General features: G+C 44.3%; 13 protein-coding genes. 2 read left to right on the plus strand and 11 right to left on the minus strand.

Going from position 1 to position 16,512, the window contains the following annotated elements; all coding sequences use genetic code 11:
• Window positions 1–317: 317 nt before the first annotated feature.
• Entirely contained in the window at window positions 318–1,880 is a 1,563-nt protein-coding gene (locus GJS45_RS04830; RefSeq protein ID WP_162340321.1) for a purple acid phosphatase family protein, read from the minus strand.
• Window positions 1,881–2,421: 541 nt separating this feature from the next.
• Here GJS45_RS04830 and GJS45_RS04835 point away from each other — a divergent pair.
• A complete protein-coding gene (locus GJS45_RS04835; RefSeq protein ID WP_162340322.1) occupies window positions 2,422–3,906 on the plus strand; it encodes an NAD(P)H-hydrate dehydratase in 1,485 nt (494 codons plus the stop codon).
• A gap of 3 nt (window positions 3,907–3,909) precedes the next feature.
• Here the strand turns inward: GJS45_RS04835 and GJS45_RS04840 are convergent, their stop codons facing one another.
• The 7 genes from GJS45_RS04840 to GJS45_RS04870 all read right to left on the minus strand — a co-directional run bounded on the left by GJS45_RS04840 (window position 3,910) and on the right by GJS45_RS04870 (window position 13,429).
• Window positions 3,910–5,085 (minus strand): PQQ-dependent sugar dehydrogenase, encoded by a 1,176-nt coding sequence (locus GJS45_RS04840; RefSeq protein ID WP_162340323.1) that lies wholly within the window; start codon window positions 5,083–5,085, stop codon window positions 3,910–3,912.
• A 73-nt stretch (window positions 5,086–5,158) separates the two neighbouring features.
• The gene (locus tag GJS45_RS04845; protein WP_162340324.1) at window positions 5,159–5,758 is read right to left on the minus strand and encodes a ribonuclease HII; all 600 of its coding nucleotides are present in this window, start codon (window positions 5,756–5,758) and stop codon (window positions 5,159–5,161) included.
• Window positions 5,733–8,405, minus strand: coding sequence for an MGH1-like glycoside hydrolase domain-containing protein (locus GJS45_RS04850; RefSeq protein ID WP_162340325.1), 2,673 nt, complete (start codon window positions 8,403–8,405; stop codon window positions 5,733–5,735). The genes GJS45_RS04845 and GJS45_RS04850 overlap by 26 nt, the downstream gene beginning before the upstream one ends.
• A 225-nt stretch (window positions 8,406–8,630) precedes the next feature.
• On the minus strand, window positions 8,631–9,749 hold the full coding sequence (locus GJS45_RS04855; RefSeq protein ID WP_162340326.1) for a glycosyltransferase family protein: 1,119 nt from the start codon (window positions 9,747–9,749) through the stop codon (window positions 8,631–8,633).
• 6 nt (window positions 9,750–9,755) lie between these two features.
• The gene (locus GJS45_RS04860; RefSeq protein WP_162340327.1) at window positions 9,756–10,574 is read right to left on the minus strand and encodes a UDP-2,3-diacylglucosamine diphosphatase; all 819 of its coding nucleotides are present in this window, start codon (window positions 10,572–10,574) and stop codon (window positions 9,756–9,758) included.
• A gap of 142 nt (window positions 10,575–10,716) precedes the next feature.
• A complete protein-coding gene (locus GJS45_RS04865; RefSeq protein ID WP_162340328.1) occupies window positions 10,717–12,060 on the minus strand; it encodes a sensor histidine kinase in 1,344 nt (447 codons plus the stop codon).
• Complete coding sequence (locus GJS45_RS04870; RefSeq protein WP_162340329.1) at window positions 12,050–13,429, minus strand: sigma-54-dependent transcriptional regulator; 1,380 nt, start codon at window positions 13,427–13,429, stop codon at window positions 12,050–12,052. The genes GJS45_RS04865 and GJS45_RS04870 overlap by 11 nt, the downstream gene beginning before the upstream one ends.
• 200 nt (window positions 13,430–13,629) lie before the next feature.
• Between GJS45_RS04870 and GJS45_RS04875 the strand changes: the two genes are divergently transcribed.
• Complete coding sequence (locus GJS45_RS04875) at window positions 13,630–14,058, plus strand: FKBP-type peptidyl-prolyl cis-trans isomerase (protein WP_162340330.1); 429 nt, start codon at window positions 13,630–13,632, stop codon at window positions 14,056–14,058.
• A gap of 50 nt (window positions 14,059–14,108) precedes the next feature.
• Here the strand turns inward: GJS45_RS04875 and GJS45_RS04880 are convergent, their stop codons facing one another.
• From GJS45_RS04880 to GJS45_RS04890, 3 genes are all read right to left on the minus strand, one after another.
• Window positions 14,109–14,543, minus strand: coding sequence for a hypothetical protein (locus GJS45_RS04880; RefSeq protein ID WP_235941728.1), 435 nt, complete (start codon window positions 14,541–14,543; stop codon window positions 14,109–14,111).
• 159 nt (window positions 14,544–14,702) lie between these two features.
• Window positions 14,703–15,464: a hypothetical protein gene (locus tag GJS45_RS04885; protein WP_235954601.1), complete on the minus strand. Its 762-nt coding sequence runs from the start codon at window positions 15,462–15,464 to the stop codon at window positions 14,703–14,705.
• A gap of 52 nt (window positions 15,465–15,516) precedes the next feature.
• On the minus strand, window positions 15,517–16,302 hold the full coding sequence (locus GJS45_RS04890) for a UDP-2,3-diacylglucosamine diphosphatase (RefSeq protein WP_162340489.1): 786 nt from the start codon (window positions 16,300–16,302) through the stop codon (window positions 15,517–15,519).
• Window positions 16,303–16,512 lie beyond the last annotated feature (210 nt).

Here is a 16,512-nt window from a genome sequence, read left to right on the forward strand (position 1 = left end):
CTTGTAAAAAATTGTTGTTTTCGTCAAAATGCCCCTTTCCCCTTAAACCTTGGATTTGAGATATGAGGAATCTCAAAAAAATCCCCCAGCCCTCCGCCGCGGAGGTATTTAGTTATAAATACCCGAAAGCGCTGGCAATCCACTATTGCATTCAAATCGAATGGACGTTTACCCAATCGAAGCTGAATTGGTGTCATGAAAAGGGTTGAGAAAACTTCTCGTTAATACCGCTACCGGTAAATCCTACGAAACCAACTCCCTCTTTCTCAAAGGAGGCTGTTGGATTTTTACGCAAATGTCAAGTAATTCACCATAACTTACTCACTGATATTACCTTCCTCGTCTATGCTGATTTCTTTCCTTTCCCCGTCTTTTTCCAGGCGAACATTGAAATGCAATATTTCACCTTCTCTTCTGGCAGACACCCGGGTGATTTCGTGTCCGGGATAGTTGGAAAGCAGGATGGTTTTAAGATTTTCCGGGAGGGGATCTTCGTAGGGAATGGTGTTGGAGAATCTTTTTTCCTCTACCGCTTCGGATTTTCTTTCAATAAATTTATTGGTGCCATCTGCTTGTTTTTCCAGGTCAAAGGCATCATAAAGTTCTCCAATGGCGGTATACGATTCAAAGCTCAGTTTATCCCCTTCAATGTTAATGACCTGAAAAAGTTGGGTGTTTTCCGCAGCGCGGTCCCTTTCCGCCTCATAGTCATTCCAGGCATTCTTTTTCAACCCGTACATTTTGCCCCCGCTTACGGAGACCACATAAACGGTTCCGGTTTTATCCCTGGCATTGACCCCATCCAAAACATTGTCTTCAGGAGAAACCCTACCACGGGCATAGCTGTGGTCGTGTCCCTGTAGGGCCAGGTCCACCTGGTATTTGTCGAACAGTGGCTTCCATGCCTCTCTGAGCCGCGTATTTTCCCGGCCCTCAGAAGCTGAAAATAAGGGGTGGTGATAAGTGACTATGGTCCATTTTTGTGGGTTCTCCGACAGGACCTTTTCCAGCCAGGGAATTTGCTCCGCCTGGAGAACATTGCTATTCAATACAATAATTCTGGTGTTTTGGTAATCCATGTAATAGACCGTTTCGTCCAATGCCGTTATATTTTCCGGGCCGTTTTCAGGCAGGGTGAATTGAGGTTTCCACTGTACGGACAAGCGGCGATCTGCACCCTCACCATCCAACTCCGAGATACTGCGGTATTCATGGTTTCCGGGAGTAACTACTGAAGGTACCATGCTGTGGATAAAACCCCCGGCGGTAAACCATTCGTGCCATTCGGTTTCCCGGTGTGCTACATTCACCAGATCCCCTGCATGGATGATAAACTTGGCATCCGGTGCCTTCCGGTAGCCTTCCCGAATCAGCCTGGACCAAAGTTCCAATATATAGTTCTGCGTATCTCCCACATAGAGAAAGGCAAAGGGGCTTTCCTTGTCGTTGGAAGCGGTACTGAATTGTATCCACTCCGTCCAGGATTCTCCATCACCCACGCGATAGGCGTAAATGGTGCCAGGTTTTAAGTCCCTAAAACTGACTGAATGGAAATGCGCCTTTACATTGGCCACTTCTACGGCCGTAGCATCCAGCAATTCGGTTTTTGCTTCCATGGTCTGGGCATTTCTCCAAAATTTCGGCGCCCCGTCGGCAACGGCAATTTCTGCAAAGGCTTTTTCGATACTGGTATCCGTTCTCCAGGTAACATTGGCCTGACTGGAAGGGTCCTCCCCAAAATTGAGGATGACGCGATCAGGGTAATCAGAAGGTTTGCTCCATTCTTCCCGAAAGGTGGGGGCTTTGTATACGCGGTATTCCTGCGCCATGCTCCACTGGCAGGCGGCTATTAGTAAAAGGGTAAAAAGAAGGTTTTTCATTTTTTGGGGTATGCTTTAGACTGATGTTGGACAAGGTACGAAAATCAGATTTGGATATCAACGGATTTAAAATCAAAGCTACGAATCCCAGATTACCCTGATGTTACGAAAAGGGCAAGGGTTGGTGAAAAGGGGCGGATTCAAGGGTGTTTGAAATTGAATTTTGTGGACTAGGAGATGATTTCCCGTTTTCAGGAAAAATGAAGGATGCGTGAATATGTCGTTCATCTTTAGAAAATCTTCATGCCAACCACCTGGGGAAGAAAGTCCGCCCTAATCAAAACACCTGCGAAACGTCCTGGCGGACTCGAGTGAAAACAGCTATTCAGCAGCATTTCATTAGGTTATCTTTTAAAAAATCCCGAAATTCTTTTCTATTTCGTAAGGAAAGCGAGCAGGTTCCAGGAAATTTGTTTTTGTCAGCTGGTTGGGTAATTTCGTCTGTTCGATTAATGGAAACCGTTCCGAATCCGAATCCGAAAACTGATTCGAATTCCGCCGCTACTTCCGCTGTTATTTTCTTAAATAATTTAGACGCACCATGCAAAAGATACTTTCAGGAAATCAGGTAAAATCCCTGGATCAAAAATACATTGAAGGAGAGGTCATTCATTCCTACCAACTGATGGAACGGGCTGCTCAGGCCTTTTGTAACTGGTTTGTGGCTCAGGTACCAAAAGAAAAATCGGTATCGATTTATTGCGGTACCGGAAACAATGGCGGCGATGGACTTGCCATATCCAGGATTCTGAACCAAATGGGCTATTCTGTGGCAGTAGGGTATATAGGCAATCCGGATAAGGGTTCTGCTGACTTTCAGCACAATCTACACTTGTTACCTGAGAAATTACCGGTTAGCAACTGGGAAAAGGTGGCTGAATCAGAGGTGCTCATTGACGCTGTTTTCGGTGTCGGAATCAACCGGCCCCTGGAAGGGGAATACCTGAAATTGATTCGGTACTTAAATGAAAGAACTTCGTTGAAAATAAGTGTGGACACGCCATCTGGCCTGCCTTCCGACGGTCCCCTGGAAGGGGAGGTATTTCGGGCGGATTATACCTTGAGTTTCCAGTTTCCAAAACTTTCCTTGCTCGCTCCGGAACATGCAGCCTGTACAGGAAAACTGACGGTACAAAGCATCGGCATAGAACAACGGTATTTTGATTCCTTTGAATCGAATCGGTTCTTCTTTTCGGGCGAAAATTTAATTAAATACCATAAGAAATTCCTTACATCTAGTCATAAAGGAGATTTTGGAAGAGTTGTTTTGGCAGGAGGGAGTTATGGTAAAATGGGATCCATTGGGTTGAGTACACGAGCCGCATTGCGAACCGGAAGCGGACTGGTTTTTTGCCACATTCCTGCCTGTGGCGTGGAAATTATTCAAGGTAGTATTCCTGAGGCAATGGTCTTGCCGCCCGGAAGTGAAAAGGAAGTGGGAGACAAGTTGCATACGGAAGGAATAGATGCCGTAGGAATCGGTCCTGGATTGGGAAAAGGCAAGAATGCTGCTGAATTGGTATATCAGCTTCTGAGCCACTATTCGGGACCCACAGTATTGGATGCGGATGCTATTAATATATTGGGAGATAACCCTGCCTGGTTGAATTCCTTGCATTCCAATGTGGTACTTACGCCTCATCTGAAAGAATTCGAGCGCCTTACCGGAGTTGCTGCAAAAAACCACTTTCACCGTATGGATCAGGCCAGGGACTTTGCCAGAGAATACAGCTGCACATTGGTATTGAAAGGGGCCTTCACATTGATCAGTTTTCCGGATGGGCAGCAGGTATTTAACAATTCGGGGTCCCTTCACATGGCCACAGGAGGCTCAGGAGACGTGCTCACTGGCATCCTCACCTCCTTCCTTGGGCAAGGCTATACGATGAAAAACGCAGTGCTGTGTGGCGTTTTTCATCATGGACATGCAGGAGAACTGGCTGGTGCTGATCGTGGTAGAGGTACGCTGGCCTCCGATATACTTGAGAGAATCCCGGATAGCCTCCTGCATTACGGGATTGCATGATGATTATTCGAAGGTCAGCTTTAAGATCTTGTCATCGTGTATGCGTAATGCTGCCCTGCCGTCGGTATTGCTGGTGGTGACATACAGGTTTCCATCCGGTCCAACTGTCACGTCGCGCATCCGTCCATAGACACCTTTGGAAGGGGCATATGAAAACCAACGCTCTACTTTCTTGACTTCGTAATCATTTTCTTTATCAAAAACCAGGCGGATTAAGGCTTGTCCCCCAAGAGAGGCGACAAACAGATCACCCCGATAAAAAGTCATGCCCGCAGGAGGTACGGCCGCTTTATTCCAGGAGACTTTTGGGTCCACGTAGGTTGCCATTCCAGGAGCCCCTACGGCGATGGGCCAGCCATGGTTGCCACCTTTTTTGACCATATTTACCTCATCCCGGTAGCGAACGCTCCCTTCCACTTCGGCACCGGAAGGACCGTGTTCGGAATTAAAAAATGCCCCCGTATCGGGGTCCCAGGCAAAGCCCTGCACCACGCGGTGTCCATACGAGTAAACCGGAGATCCGGGAAAGGGATTGTCAGAAGGGATTTCACCTTCTTCCGTTATGCGAAGGATCTTTGATGCCAGGTTGTTTACATCCTGCGCCACAAAGGGCTGAGACATATCGCCCGTGCCAATGTAGAGCATGCCGTCCGGACCAAAAGCAATTCTACCACCCAGGTGAATGGCATAAGCAGGTATATTGTCCAAAATCACTTTGTCCACCACGGCTCTGGATCCAAGATCGTTTAGCCGGACGACCCTGCTGAGAAGCTGATTTTCATCGTTTCGGTAAGCATGCATGATGTAGATCCAATGGTTGGTTTCGAAATTGGGGTGAACAGCTAATCCCATTAAGCCCGCATCCACCTCGTGCACGCTGCCCGGAACCTCGATATAAGGAGTTGGGTTGGTTTCTCCGGAAGGAATTCGGAGGATCGTACCGGGTCTTTGGGCTACCAGAGCATCTCCATTGGGAAGAAAGCGCAAAGACCAGGGAATAGTCAGGCTGTCCACCCACACCTCTACCTTTACTCCCGGCACTTCCGGTAAAAAGACATCTTCGGTTTTTTGGGGTAATTCACCCAAAATGGGTTGGGCTTTTTGAACAGCGTCCTGGGCTTGCAGGGAGAAAGAAAGTCCCAGATAAAGGAGTATCAAAAAAACATGTTTTGGGTTCATAAGCGTTTTGGTTTATTTCAATTACTTAACTGAGCGTACGAATCATTCGTTCCTGATGCGAGGCGTTATGTTTTTATAAATCCATTTTCAATTGTTCCGGTAGCAGGCGGAACGATTTCCGATGTAAGGGGCTTGGACCTAATTTCCGGATTCCTTCACGATGCGCCTTAGTAGGATATCCCACATTTTTTTCCCACCCATACCCCGGGTATTCCCTGGCGAGATGGGCCATCCACTCATCCCTATACGTTTTGGCCAGGATGGAGGCGGCAGCAATACTGGCAAATTTCCCATCCCCCTTGACCACGCAGTCAAAGGGAATGGAACTTGTTGATTTGAACCTGTTGCCATCAATCAGTAAATGATCCGGTTTCATAGTGAGCGCCGCTACAGCCCGATTCATGGCCAGGAAGGAGGCATTTAAGATATTCAGCCGGTCGATTTCTTCCACATCCGCACTGCCAATAGCCCAGCACAACGCCTTGGATTTAATTTCTTCCGTTAACACTTCCCTCCGGGTTTTTGCTAATTTTTTGGAATCGTTGATCCATTCGTTGGCGTAACGATGAGGAAAGATCACGGCTGCGGCTACCACAGGTCCGGAGAGGCAGCCCCGGCCTACTTCATCGCAACCCGCTTCGGTTCTGTCAGCTTTTAAATAGGGTAGCAGCATTGGGGTAAAATTCCTTTTCCTTGTAATATTTATGAATAAGCTCGGCTACCAAACCCGTCCAACCGGTTTGGTGAGAAGCTCCTAAGCCCCTGCCATTTTCACCATGGAAATATTCGTAAAACAAAATGAGGTCCTGAAAATGAGGGTCCTGCTGCATTTTCTCATTGTCGGCATAAATGGGGCGGTTTCCGTTTTCATCCTTTCGAAACAGGTTGATCAGGCGTAAGGATAATTCCTTCGCAATCAAGTCCAGCGTGATAAATTTACCTGATCCCGTCGGATATTCTATGGAGAAAGTGCCCCCATAATAGAAGTCAAATTTTTTAAGGGATTCGATGATCAGGAAGTTTATAGGGAACCAAATGGGACCTCGCCAGTTGCTGTTACCTCCAAACATCGTGGTTTCGGATTCTCCGGGGGCATATTTGACGGAAAATCGATTGCCGTTGATCTGAACGGAATAGGGTTTTTTTAGATGATCCTTGGACAGGGAGCGGATACCATAATCTGATAGGAATTCACTTTCGTCGAGCATTTTATGAAGGATACTTTTCATCCGATGTCCTCTTAGCAAGGAAAAAAGCCTTCTTTTTTCGTGCCCGGGATGTATCCAATTGGAGACCAGGGCAGCTAATTTGGGTTTTTCCTTAAAAAAGAAATCCAGCCGGTTTTTGAATTCCGGAAGGTCGTCAAAGAGCTCCTCCCGGATAGGCTCTACCGCAAATAAGGGGATGATGCCTACAATTGACTTAACTTTCATAAGCCTGGGCTCTTCACCGGAAAGGTGCAGTACGTCGAAGAAAAAATTATCTTCGTCGTCCCATAAGCTGATGTTTTCTTTTGAAATATTGCTCATGGCACCGGCGATATACAGAAAGTGTTCCAGGAACTTGGTAGCCGTATGCTGATAGACCTTATTGAATTCACAAAGGTCCAGGGATATACGCAGCATGTTGAGACAAAACATGGCCATCCAGGATGTGGCATCCGCCTGCTCCAGCTTGCCAAACAATTTGTCTACATGGCTTCGGTCAAAAACACTAATATTGTCAAGTCCCAGGAAGCCACCCTCAAATATGTTTTTCCCTTCTTCGTCTTTCTGATTCACCCACCAGGTAAAATTTAACAGTAGTTTATGAAACGCACGCTCTAGAAATTCCTGATCGCCTTTATTTTTCCCATTGTATTTCTTATCAATTTGGTAAACCCGTTGAACCGCATAGGCATGTACAGGAGGGTTTACGTCGTTGAAATTCCATTCATAGGCTGGCATTTGCCCGTTTGGATGCATGTACCAATCATTCAATAGCAAAAGGAGTTGGTCCTTGGCAAAATCAGGATCTAACCTAGCCAGGGGAATGCAATGAAAGGCCAGGTCCCAGGCTGCGTACCAGGGGTATTCCCATTTATCCGGCATGGAAATGATGTCGTAATTTTGTAAGTGGCGCCAATTGCCGTTTCTACCCGATTTTCTTTCCTGGGGCGGTTGATACCTTCCCGGGTCTCCTTCCAGCCAGCGCTCGACGTTGAAGTAATAAAATTGTTTGCTCCATAACATCCCTGCATATGCCTGCCGTTGGATCAGTTTCATTTCCTTATCCTTAACCCGTTCTTGCAAGCCTTCGTAAAATGACTCCGTATCCTGTATCCGCTCCTGAAAGATGTCATTTGCCACTTCCAGGGGAGCGTCCGTTTCCGCATGCTGCATGCGCAATGTTACTTCCGCTTTCCCCCCGGCCGGGATGGTTAGTTTATAGATGGCAGCCGCTTTAGTACCTACAAATTTTGGGTTGAGGTGCTTATTTTCCCCATGTACGAGGTAGTCATTGATCGCGTCTTTAAGGAACTTTTTCTGATTTCCAATATGATACAGTCGTTCCCGGTTTGTTTCGTTATCGCAAAACTGTAACTCGGGTTCATCTGAAAATGTAAAATGGTAATTCCCTGATTTGGGAGAAAAGGCCTTGATCTTGTTTGGCCCTTCTTTTTTCAACCTGGGCATAAAAGGCTCGTCTCCTGTAAACCAGGTTTTTCTAAACCAGATGGTGGGCATTATCCAAAGTGTGGCTTCTTCTGATCCCCTATTGTAGACCGTCGCTCTGCCCAGGATATCTTCTACATCTGCTTTGGCGTACTCTAAAAAAATATCGAAATAGGCATTCTTATCAAATACACCTGTATCCAACAGTTCAAATTCTCTTTCATTTTTTCCCCGCAACTGGCTTTCTTCCAGTAATTGCTGGTACGGAAATGCTTCTTGTGGGTATTTATAGAGCATTTTCATATAGCTATGGGTAGGGGAAGAGTCCAGGTAATAGTATAGTTCTTTTACATCTTCTCCGTGATTGCCTTCATTTCCGGTAAGTCCGTATAAACGCTCTTTTATCAGGGGATCTTTTCCATTCCAGAAAGCCCAGGCCAGGCAGAGTTTCTGCTTGTGATCGCTGATTCCTCCGATTCCTTCCTCTCCCCATCGGTACGCTTTACTTCTGGCATCGTCATGGGTAACATTTTCCCAGGCAGACCCGTCCGGACTGTAATCCTCCCTCACTGTTCCCCATTGTCTTTCGGTAAGATAGGGTCCCCATTTCTTCCAATGACGGATTTTCTCTCTGTTTTCTTTTAATCGCTCTAACTCTATATTCATGGGTATTTCCGTCCTACGTAAACAAAGAGCGAATTTAAGTCATTTACGGTTCAAATTGCCAAATTTTCCCGGTTCTATTTGGATTTTTTTGCTTCAGGGTTGAATCTCTCACTCCAAACCTTCGTGTTGGCTACCAAACTTATTTTAGCTTGTTTTTTTTAGCCTGGCAAATTGATTTTTGACTACTAAAAACGGATTGTTACCCATAAAAATATGCCGGATACATTAATTTGCTACCGGAATTTTAGATCCTTGCATTTCTTGCATCCATTCGGCAAAGCAGGAATCCAGAGAGTGCTGCCATTCGGCAAATTGCTCGAAGGAATCGGTAGTCGATGAATTGGATGCTGTTAATCGCGCTAGTAATTGCGGATCAAAGTTTTTAGCACCCAGGCCGGCACCCGATTTTTCTGCATCCAACGCATTACACTGTTGCTCATATTGCCCTTCCACCGGCACCATTAAGGTTTTTTTCCCCAGATACATGGCCTCGGCGATCGACTCAAATCCGGCAGTGGATAAGTACGCTTTGCATTGGCTTAACTTTTCTACAAACAAACGGTCGTCAATTTGGTGAAACGTCAGGTTAGCCAATGGCTGGTATCTTCGTGGCATTTCTCCGGCATCCCAGAAGGCCTCAATGGTTATTTCCGGGTATTTTTTTGCCAATTCAAAAATTTCCCGGGCATAGCCCGAATTGACAATGTAAACCAGAAAGAAGTTTCCCGAAAGTGGGAGAGCGGAACGAACCGATTTTTTCACCATGGGAGGCCAAACACTGTAATTCTTTACAGCAGCCTTTCTTACCGGTTTCCATAGGGATAAGGCAATGATTTTGGAGGCATTCCAACAGGTGATTTTGGTATTTAGTTTAAACAATAGTTTTTGAATACCCCCCGGCTGGGCAAACGTGAAATCCGGATGATAAATCAGGTATTGATGTCCTATCACAACAAAGGACGATCTGGAAGGATAGATCATCGCATAAATTCCTCCCAGCATATCGTAAAAATTCAGGATGCAATCCGGCCTCTCAGCGACGACAAGCTGATCTAGTTTTCGGATGCTTTCTGTATAGTAGGGGAGTTTCTTTACGTTGTCCCATAAGGTAGCCCCCATTTTGATGGCTTTATTGGCTTTGTCGGTCACAAAATTGGGACTTTGAATCCGGTGGATGGGACAGGGAAAAGCTTCCAGAAAATAATCCGGTGCTTTTCTTCGGTCGCTGGAGCCCAGTACGACCGACCCGATATCGTGGCCATGTTGCTGTAACAACGCTCCAATCACCATGGCCTGCGTCATATGCCCCCTTCCTTCTCCTTGTACAATAAACAGGAATTTCATTGTTGGCTAGCTAAATTTATCCAGCGGTCTGGCAATAGGCTCCTTTAGGGGAATTACCTTGCTTTCGAATGGTTTGGCTTTCCCGAAATCCAGCTCATTGTAATAAATGAGTTGCCAGTTTCCTTCGTGATCTTCTGCCAGGGCACTTAACGATTCCACCCAGTCACCTGAATTGTAATATTCGATGCCGTCAATGGTCCTGATTTCTGCCTTGTGTATGTGACCACAGATAATGCCATCGCAGCCTTTAGAGCGGGCTATTTTACACAATTCCGTTTCAAATCCGTCGATATAGGTAACGGCCGATTTAACCCTGGATTTCACATACTGGGACAAGGAAAAATAGGGCAATCCTTTTTTCCTACGGTAGTGGTTCACACGGGTGTTGAGCCAAAGTAAAAAAGTATATCCCATATCCCCCAGGTAAGCTATCCAGCGCAGGTTAGTAGTGATATTGTCAAATACATCTCCGTGAGTAATAAAGTATTTCTTTCCGTTGCTTTCGTAAATCAGGTCTTTACGTATGGAAAGGTTGCCGATTTCCAAGGGCAGTACCTGGTCCAGAAAATCATCGTGATTTCCCCGCAGGTAGATCACTTTGGTACGATCGCAGTCGATCATTTTCAGTACCCTTTTGAAAACCCGGGTGTGTTTTCGCTTCCAACTGCCTGATTTTTTAAGCTGCCATCCATCGATAATGTCGCCGTTGAGAATCAGATTTTCGCATTGATATTGTTTGAGAAACCTGACCACTTCTTTGGCCTTGGACCCTTTTGTTCCCAAATGAATGTCGGAAAGAACGATGGTTTTAAAGTTTGTTTCCAAAGTATTCTTGTTTTGGAAGCAATATAGGCCAGCAAGATAAACTGTTGATGAATTGCTGTTTATCAAAATGCTATGAAAGTACTTGAGCGACCGATCGTTGTGAATGAATTGTTACCGGTCCGTTAAGTACGGGAACAGGATATCAGGCATTAAAGATCAATTTAAAGATGGTTCCCTGGCCCAGGGTGGATTTTACCTGAATATTGCCCTTATGCCTGCGCATGATTTGCTTGGAAAGGCTAAGCCCTATCCCAGAGCCTTTCTTTTTGGTCGTGAAAAAGGGGATAAATATCTTGTTAAGCGCTTCCTCTTCGATGCCTTTACCACTGTCTTCTACTTCGATGATGATTTTTCCATTGTCATCGATAAAGGCACGTAGGTAGATTTTCTTATCGGGAAGGTTTTCGACGGCATGAATGGCATTCTGAGTAAGGTTAATCATCACTTGTTCGATTTGCGAACTGTCTGCAAACAAGAGCAGGTCTTCAGGGGTAATTTGTTTTTCAAGTTTCACATCCTGGGACTCCAGCTGGTTTTGAAGTAAAAGATCCATCTGGTCAAACAATTCCCGGATTTTTATCGCAGAAAATTTGGGAAACGGGATATGTGCCAGGCTTCTGAAATCACTTACAAAATTGATCAATCCTTCACTTCGCTTCTCTATCGTAGACAATCCCATTTGATAATCTCTCAGTTCCTCCATTTCTACGGTTTCTTTTTGCCGCATCTTGGACTTTATATCCGAGCTGATGGTCGCCGCCAGAGAGGAAATCGGAGCGATGGAATTCATTATTTCATGCGTCAGTACCCGAATAAGATTTTGCCATGCTTCCATCTCCTTTTCTTCTAACTCACTCTGAATATTTTGCAAGGAGACTAATTTAAATTTTACGTCCCTTAGTACCAATTCAATCGCATAAACAGAAAGCTGCATAATCCCATCCGGATGGGCAATCTTTATCAATTCGCTTCCCCCGGTTCGCAGGTTTTCGATGGCATGATGTAGCTCTTTATTAATGGATGCGATTTCCTGAATATGGGATAGTTTGTCGATGTTGAGCATGCGCTTGGCAGCCGTATTGAGAATCTGCACGCTGCCATCTGACTCAAACGTGATCAATCCGATACTGAGGTGTTGGAATACTGTCCTGAAATAATGGAAGTTGGCCTCTTTTTCTATCTGGTCTTCCTTGAGTTTGGCCAGAATCGCATTGAATTCGATGTGCAAGTCATCGGTTTCTGTACCGTCAAATTTTACCGGATATACCGTTGCGTAGTTGTTTTGTTTTATGTTGTCTAGAAATTGGCGCACTTTTTTAAAGCTACTTTCTGCATAGCGAATCAGCAGGATCAGTTGCACAAATGTCAGGATAATAAATAGCGAAATCGCAAAGACTCCGGAATCATTAACAATGATGTAAGCTAGTAAAAAGAGCGTGAGGGTTAGTACAAAAATTCTTCCCAGTAAGCCGACTTTATAATCCATATTTCTCCAACCTTCTGTACAAAGAGGCTCGTGTCAACCCCAGTGCTTTTGCTGCTTTGGAAATGTTGCCGCCGTTTTTGTCTATGGCTTTCTGAATAAGGTTTTTTTCCACCTCGTCCAGATTGTAAGTGTTGCTGCTTACTTTATCATTGGATGGTTTGGCCGACAGAAAGAAAAAATCCCTGCTATCCAGCTCATCTCCTTCTGCCATGATGATGGCCCTTTCGATGGCATGCTGCAGTTCCCGAATATTTCCCGGCCAACTATACCGTTGCAACAACTGCAGCGCATTTGGCTTTAGTCCTTTAAATTGTTTACGGTATTTTGCGGCGTACACGGTAAGAAAATGTGATGCCAGAATGGGAATGTCATCCTGCCTGTCACGAAGGGGGGGAAGGAAGATTTCTACCGTATTGATCCGATATAGCAGGTCTTGCCGAAAGGAATTTTCAAGGATCATGTCGTGCACCGGCATGTTGGTGGCGCAGATGAGTCGAATGTCTACCGGAATGGATTTATTGGTTCCGATACGGGTAACTTCTCTTTTTTGCAATACGGTCAGCAGTTTGGATTGTAGGGGCATGCTGAGGTTTCCGATTTCATCCAGAAATAAGGTCCCCTTATCCGCTATCTCGAACCTGCCGGCACGGTCTTCCTTTGCATCTGTATACGCTCCTCGTTTGTGACCAAAAAGCTCACTTTCGAATAAACTTTCCGTAATAGCACCCATATCCACCCCAACGAAAATTTCATCTTTTCTTTCGGATCGATCATGGATGGCACGGGCGATCAACTCTTTTCCGGTCCCGTTTTCGCCAAGAATAAGAATATTGGCATCGGTTCCAGCCACCTTTTCGATGATGGAAAACACATTCTTCATCGAGGCACTTTGGCCGATGATCTCTGAAAAAGGTTTTTTTAAATCGGCCTGCAATTGTTTTTGCCGATTGGATAGCTTATCTACCTGATTGTAGCTTTCTTTAAGTTTGACTGCCGCCGAAAGCGTGGCCAGTAATTTCTCATTTTGCCAGGGCTTCAAGATAAAATCCGTCGCCCCCTCTTTTAATGCCTGTACCGCCATCTCCACGTCTCCAAAAGCAGTGATCAGGATGACGACTGCCTTGGGATCTATTTCTTTGATCTGTCGCAGCCAATGAAACCCTTCTTTACCGGAAGTGGTGTCTTCCGTAAAATTCATATCCAGAAGAATGACATCAAAACTCGTATTATTGACTAAAAACGGAATTCTTCTGGGATCCTTTTCAATAAACACTTCTTTCGCATGCTTCTTTAGCAACATTTTAGCCGCGAATAACAAGTCCTCATTGTCATCCACTATCAAAATCTTACCCAAATTCGTCTCTTCCATTTTTTTTATTTAATCAATGCTGAAATAATGCCAGGTTTTCATCGGCTAATTTAGCCATAAAAAGCCAATTCTTGAATTTATTTGTTCGTAAATGGACATTTTAAGTACGCAATTGGACAAGTGGGGATTCCTTGCCTAATGACTTTTAATAGCCTAATAAAAATGTTACCTTTGTTGTTTAAACAAACTAATACAAACTTATGTCTGTAGCAACTAAAGGAAATACCGTTAAGGTACACTACACAGGAAAACTAAAAGACGGAACTATATTTGACTCTTCTCAAGATCGTGACCCGTTGGAATTCATCTTGGGAGATGGGAAAATGATCAAGGGATTTGACGTTGCCGTTGAGGGCATGCAAGTTGGAGATGATAAAAGTGTGACCATTCCTTCTGAGGAAGCTTACGGTCAGAAAAGAGAAGATATGATGCTGGATGTTCCTTTGGAGCAGGTTCCTGCCGAAATTAAGCCTGAAGTAGGAATGGATCTTTCCATCCAAAATCAACAAGGACAACCAACTCCGGTAAAGGTAGTCCATGTCGATGAAGCTAAAATCACGCTTGATGCCAATCACCCGCTTGCTGGAGAAGATCTGGTTTTCGATATCAAATTGGTAGAAGTAAAGTAATCGTTATTTAAAGCCGGTTAAGAAAAAAGGGAGCGTTTGGCTCCCTTTTTTTATTCGTCAAGATTCACGTTTCTTTCCATGCTTCCGGGTGGGTTGGCATACACACTTTTGGTCTTATTATACTTTGCATTGCCCACTTCTACCACAAACAGTTTGCTGTTTAAATGGGTAAAATCATAGTTTTTTTGCATACCGTCTGTAGGATTTAGTTGGTCGTGCAAAATCAAATTCCCTAAAATATCGTATATTTTTACATCCGTCAGTTGTTTTCTCGGCTTTTCCAAAACCAACTTGAATCGCTTATTCCCCAGGGATTGAAGGTTAAAGTTTACCGGAGCAGAACCCAAGTCTGAGGGAAATGATATTTCAGTTTCAATCAGTTGCCTGACATTCTGTGCACCTACAAAGAATGTACTTGCACCATAAAAAGCTAACAAAAGGAATACTAAGGGTATGTATTTTTTCGTAATTTTATCTCCATCCATTAACGCACAAATTGCAAAAATTGAACCGAAAAATTTTAATTTTTCACCTATAATTAATATTAATTAACAAATTTATAATTTATTAATTAATTTTTTGTCCCGATAGATATACAATATGAGCGGTTTTATGTAAGTGGTGCTGCCCGGTTAAGTATGGATTCAAAAAGCCTCCGGGCGGTTGAATGCCCGTAAGATATGAGTATCCAATAAAATCACTTTATTAGTTGTTAATGCCAACGCCTTAATTTCCGGTAAATCGGGCAAACGAAGTTGGGTACTCACATCCGATAGAAAGTTGGTTTTAAGCAAGTAATCACCCTCCAGGTAGTAGATAAACTCCTGATCAATAAAGGCCGGAACCTCTCCGGGAATGGGTATTTTTTTAATAAAATTTGCCTGATTATCAAAAAGATATATCCCCTCCGTCGCTATTTGTAGAAACAATAAATTTTTTCTTTCCTGTATCTGCAGGATTTCCAAACTACTATGAGGAAGTAATGCCATTAGGGGTTGTTGCTGTACCAGGTTACCGGAAGACAGGTCGATTTTTTTAAGCCTCAAGTCGGTCTCGTCGTACAGCCAAAGCCCATGATTATTTCCCTGGCTAGCATGACTGATATAACCCGTAATACCCAGGTCGGCCATTGTACTCCTATTGATTGGGTTTAGAAAACGATCGAGGATTTCAATTTGCTGCTGGCTTGCCGAAAACAAGAAAATGGATACCGTCCAAAACGCATCCAATTGGCTCAATGGCGCGCTGAACGCGGGAGCATAAATATTCAGCGAATCACCCTGTTCGCTAAATTGTCTTAAGTAGCCGTTTTGGTCACTTACGAAAATATTTCCTCTCCGGTCAACGGATAACTTGTCTGCTTGCTCCAACTCCAGCGTCCAGGCCGTTTCGGATAGTTGCTGCATGTGGCCGGGGAAGCTTATGCCCAAGCTGAAAGCCTGAATCAAGAGGATAGTTTTAATCAGATTTAATCGCATATCCATTGTACGATTTGAGTTGAAAAAACCATCCGTCAAATTCGCCATAGTGGGATTGATTGACCCATTCCCCTAAATTGAAATAGGTGGAATTTCCATGAAGGGGCAGGTTTAACGGTAAGTGCCGGTGGCCGAAAACATAGTAATCAAAATGCATCTTTTTTTCAATTTCCAGGCAATATTGGTAAAGCCACTCGTTGTCTTTTCCCTTAAATTCCCCCTCTTGTTTCTGATCATTGGTTAGCCGGCTGTTTTTTGACCAGGAATGAGCGATAGCCATGCCAATGTCCGGATGAATCCACTTGAATAGCCATTGGCAGTATTTGCTTGTAAAAATCCGTTTTAAGATCTTGTATTTTCTGTCTCCCGGACCCAGCCCGTCTCCATGGCCTACCAAAAACTTTTTCTGGTTAATTTCCATTTCCAGGGGATGGTGAAATACCGGGATTTCGAGTTCCTCTGTAAAATAATCCCGCATCCACAGGTCATGATTGCCAGTAAAGAAAAAAAGCGGAATGCCATCGGCCCGCATGGAAGTTATTTTAGAAATAAAACGGACAAACCCTTTCGGAATAACTTTTTCATATTCAAACCAAAAATCAAAAATATCTCCTAAAAAGAATACCGCGGCGGCATCTTTTTCAATTTCTCCCAGCCACTTGATGATTTTTTGTTCCCGCTCCCTGCTCGATTTCAAGTCCGGAGTTCCCAGATGAAAGTCAGAAACAAAATATACTTTTTGCTGATCTTTTAACCGGATCTTCATTTTGCCAGGGGGAGAGGTATTGGTTCCGGACACGGACATAATTGTTCTCAATTTTCTAAAAAGAGTCATACCGGGAAAATCATACCGACCGGCATTGACCTATCAATGACTTTAACACTATAAATATAGCGGAATAAAAACGAATCACTAAAGCAAAGCCTTGCCCATCGGCTTGATTTTTTATCTCCTGTTCCTGAGAGCTATTAAAAT

It is taken from the genome of Cyclobacterium salsum (assembly GCF_010119245.1).
In the GTDB taxonomy this organism is placed as follows: domain Bacteria; phylum Bacteroidota; class Bacteroidia; order Cytophagales; family Cyclobacteriaceae; genus Cyclobacterium; species Cyclobacterium salsum.

Coding starts and splice junctions, on each gene's coding strand:
- GJS45_RS04885 (WP_235954601.1), bottom strand. CDS start 15,464: ATGCAGCAACTATCCGAAACGGCCTGGACGCTGGAGTTGGAGCAAGCA.
- GJS45_RS04845 (WP_162340324.1), bottom strand. CDS start 5,758: ATGCTGCTACCCTATTTAAAAGCTGACAGAACCGAAGCGGGTTGCGAT.
- GJS45_RS04850 (WP_162340325.1), bottom strand. CDS start 8,405: ATGAATATAGAGTTAGAGCGATTAAAAGAAAACAGAGAGAAAATCCGT.
- GJS45_RS04855 (WP_162340326.1), bottom strand. CDS start 9,749: ATGAAATTCCTGTTTATTGTACAAGGAGAAGGAAGGGGGCATATGACG.
- GJS45_RS04890 (WP_162340489.1), bottom strand. CDS start 16,302: ATGAAGATCCGGTTAAAAGATCAGCAAAAAGTATATTTTGTTTCTGAC.
- GJS45_RS04830 (WP_162340321.1), bottom strand. CDS start 1,880: ATGAAAAACCTTCTTTTTACCCTTTTACTAATAGCCGCCTGCCAGTGG.
- GJS45_RS04835 (WP_162340322.1), top strand. CDS start 2,422: ATGCAAAAGATACTTTCAGGAAATCAGGTAAAATCCCTGGATCAAAAA.
- GJS45_RS04865 (WP_162340328.1), bottom strand. CDS start 12,060: ATGGATTATAAAGTCGGCTTACTGGGAAGAATTTTTGTACTAACCCTC.
- GJS45_RS04875 (WP_162340330.1), top strand. CDS start 13,630: ATGTCTGTAGCAACTAAAGGAAATACCGTTAAGGTACACTACACAGGA.
- GJS45_RS04870 (WP_162340329.1), bottom strand. CDS start 13,429: ATGGAAGAGACGAATTTGGGTAAGATTTTGATAGTGGATGACAATGAG.
- GJS45_RS04880 (WP_235941728.1), bottom strand. CDS start 14,543: ATGGATGGAGATAAAATTACGAAAAAATACATACCCTTAGTATTCCTT.
- GJS45_RS04840 (WP_162340323.1), bottom strand. CDS start 5,085: ATGAACCCAAAACATGTTTTTTTGATACTCCTTTATCTGGGACTTTCT.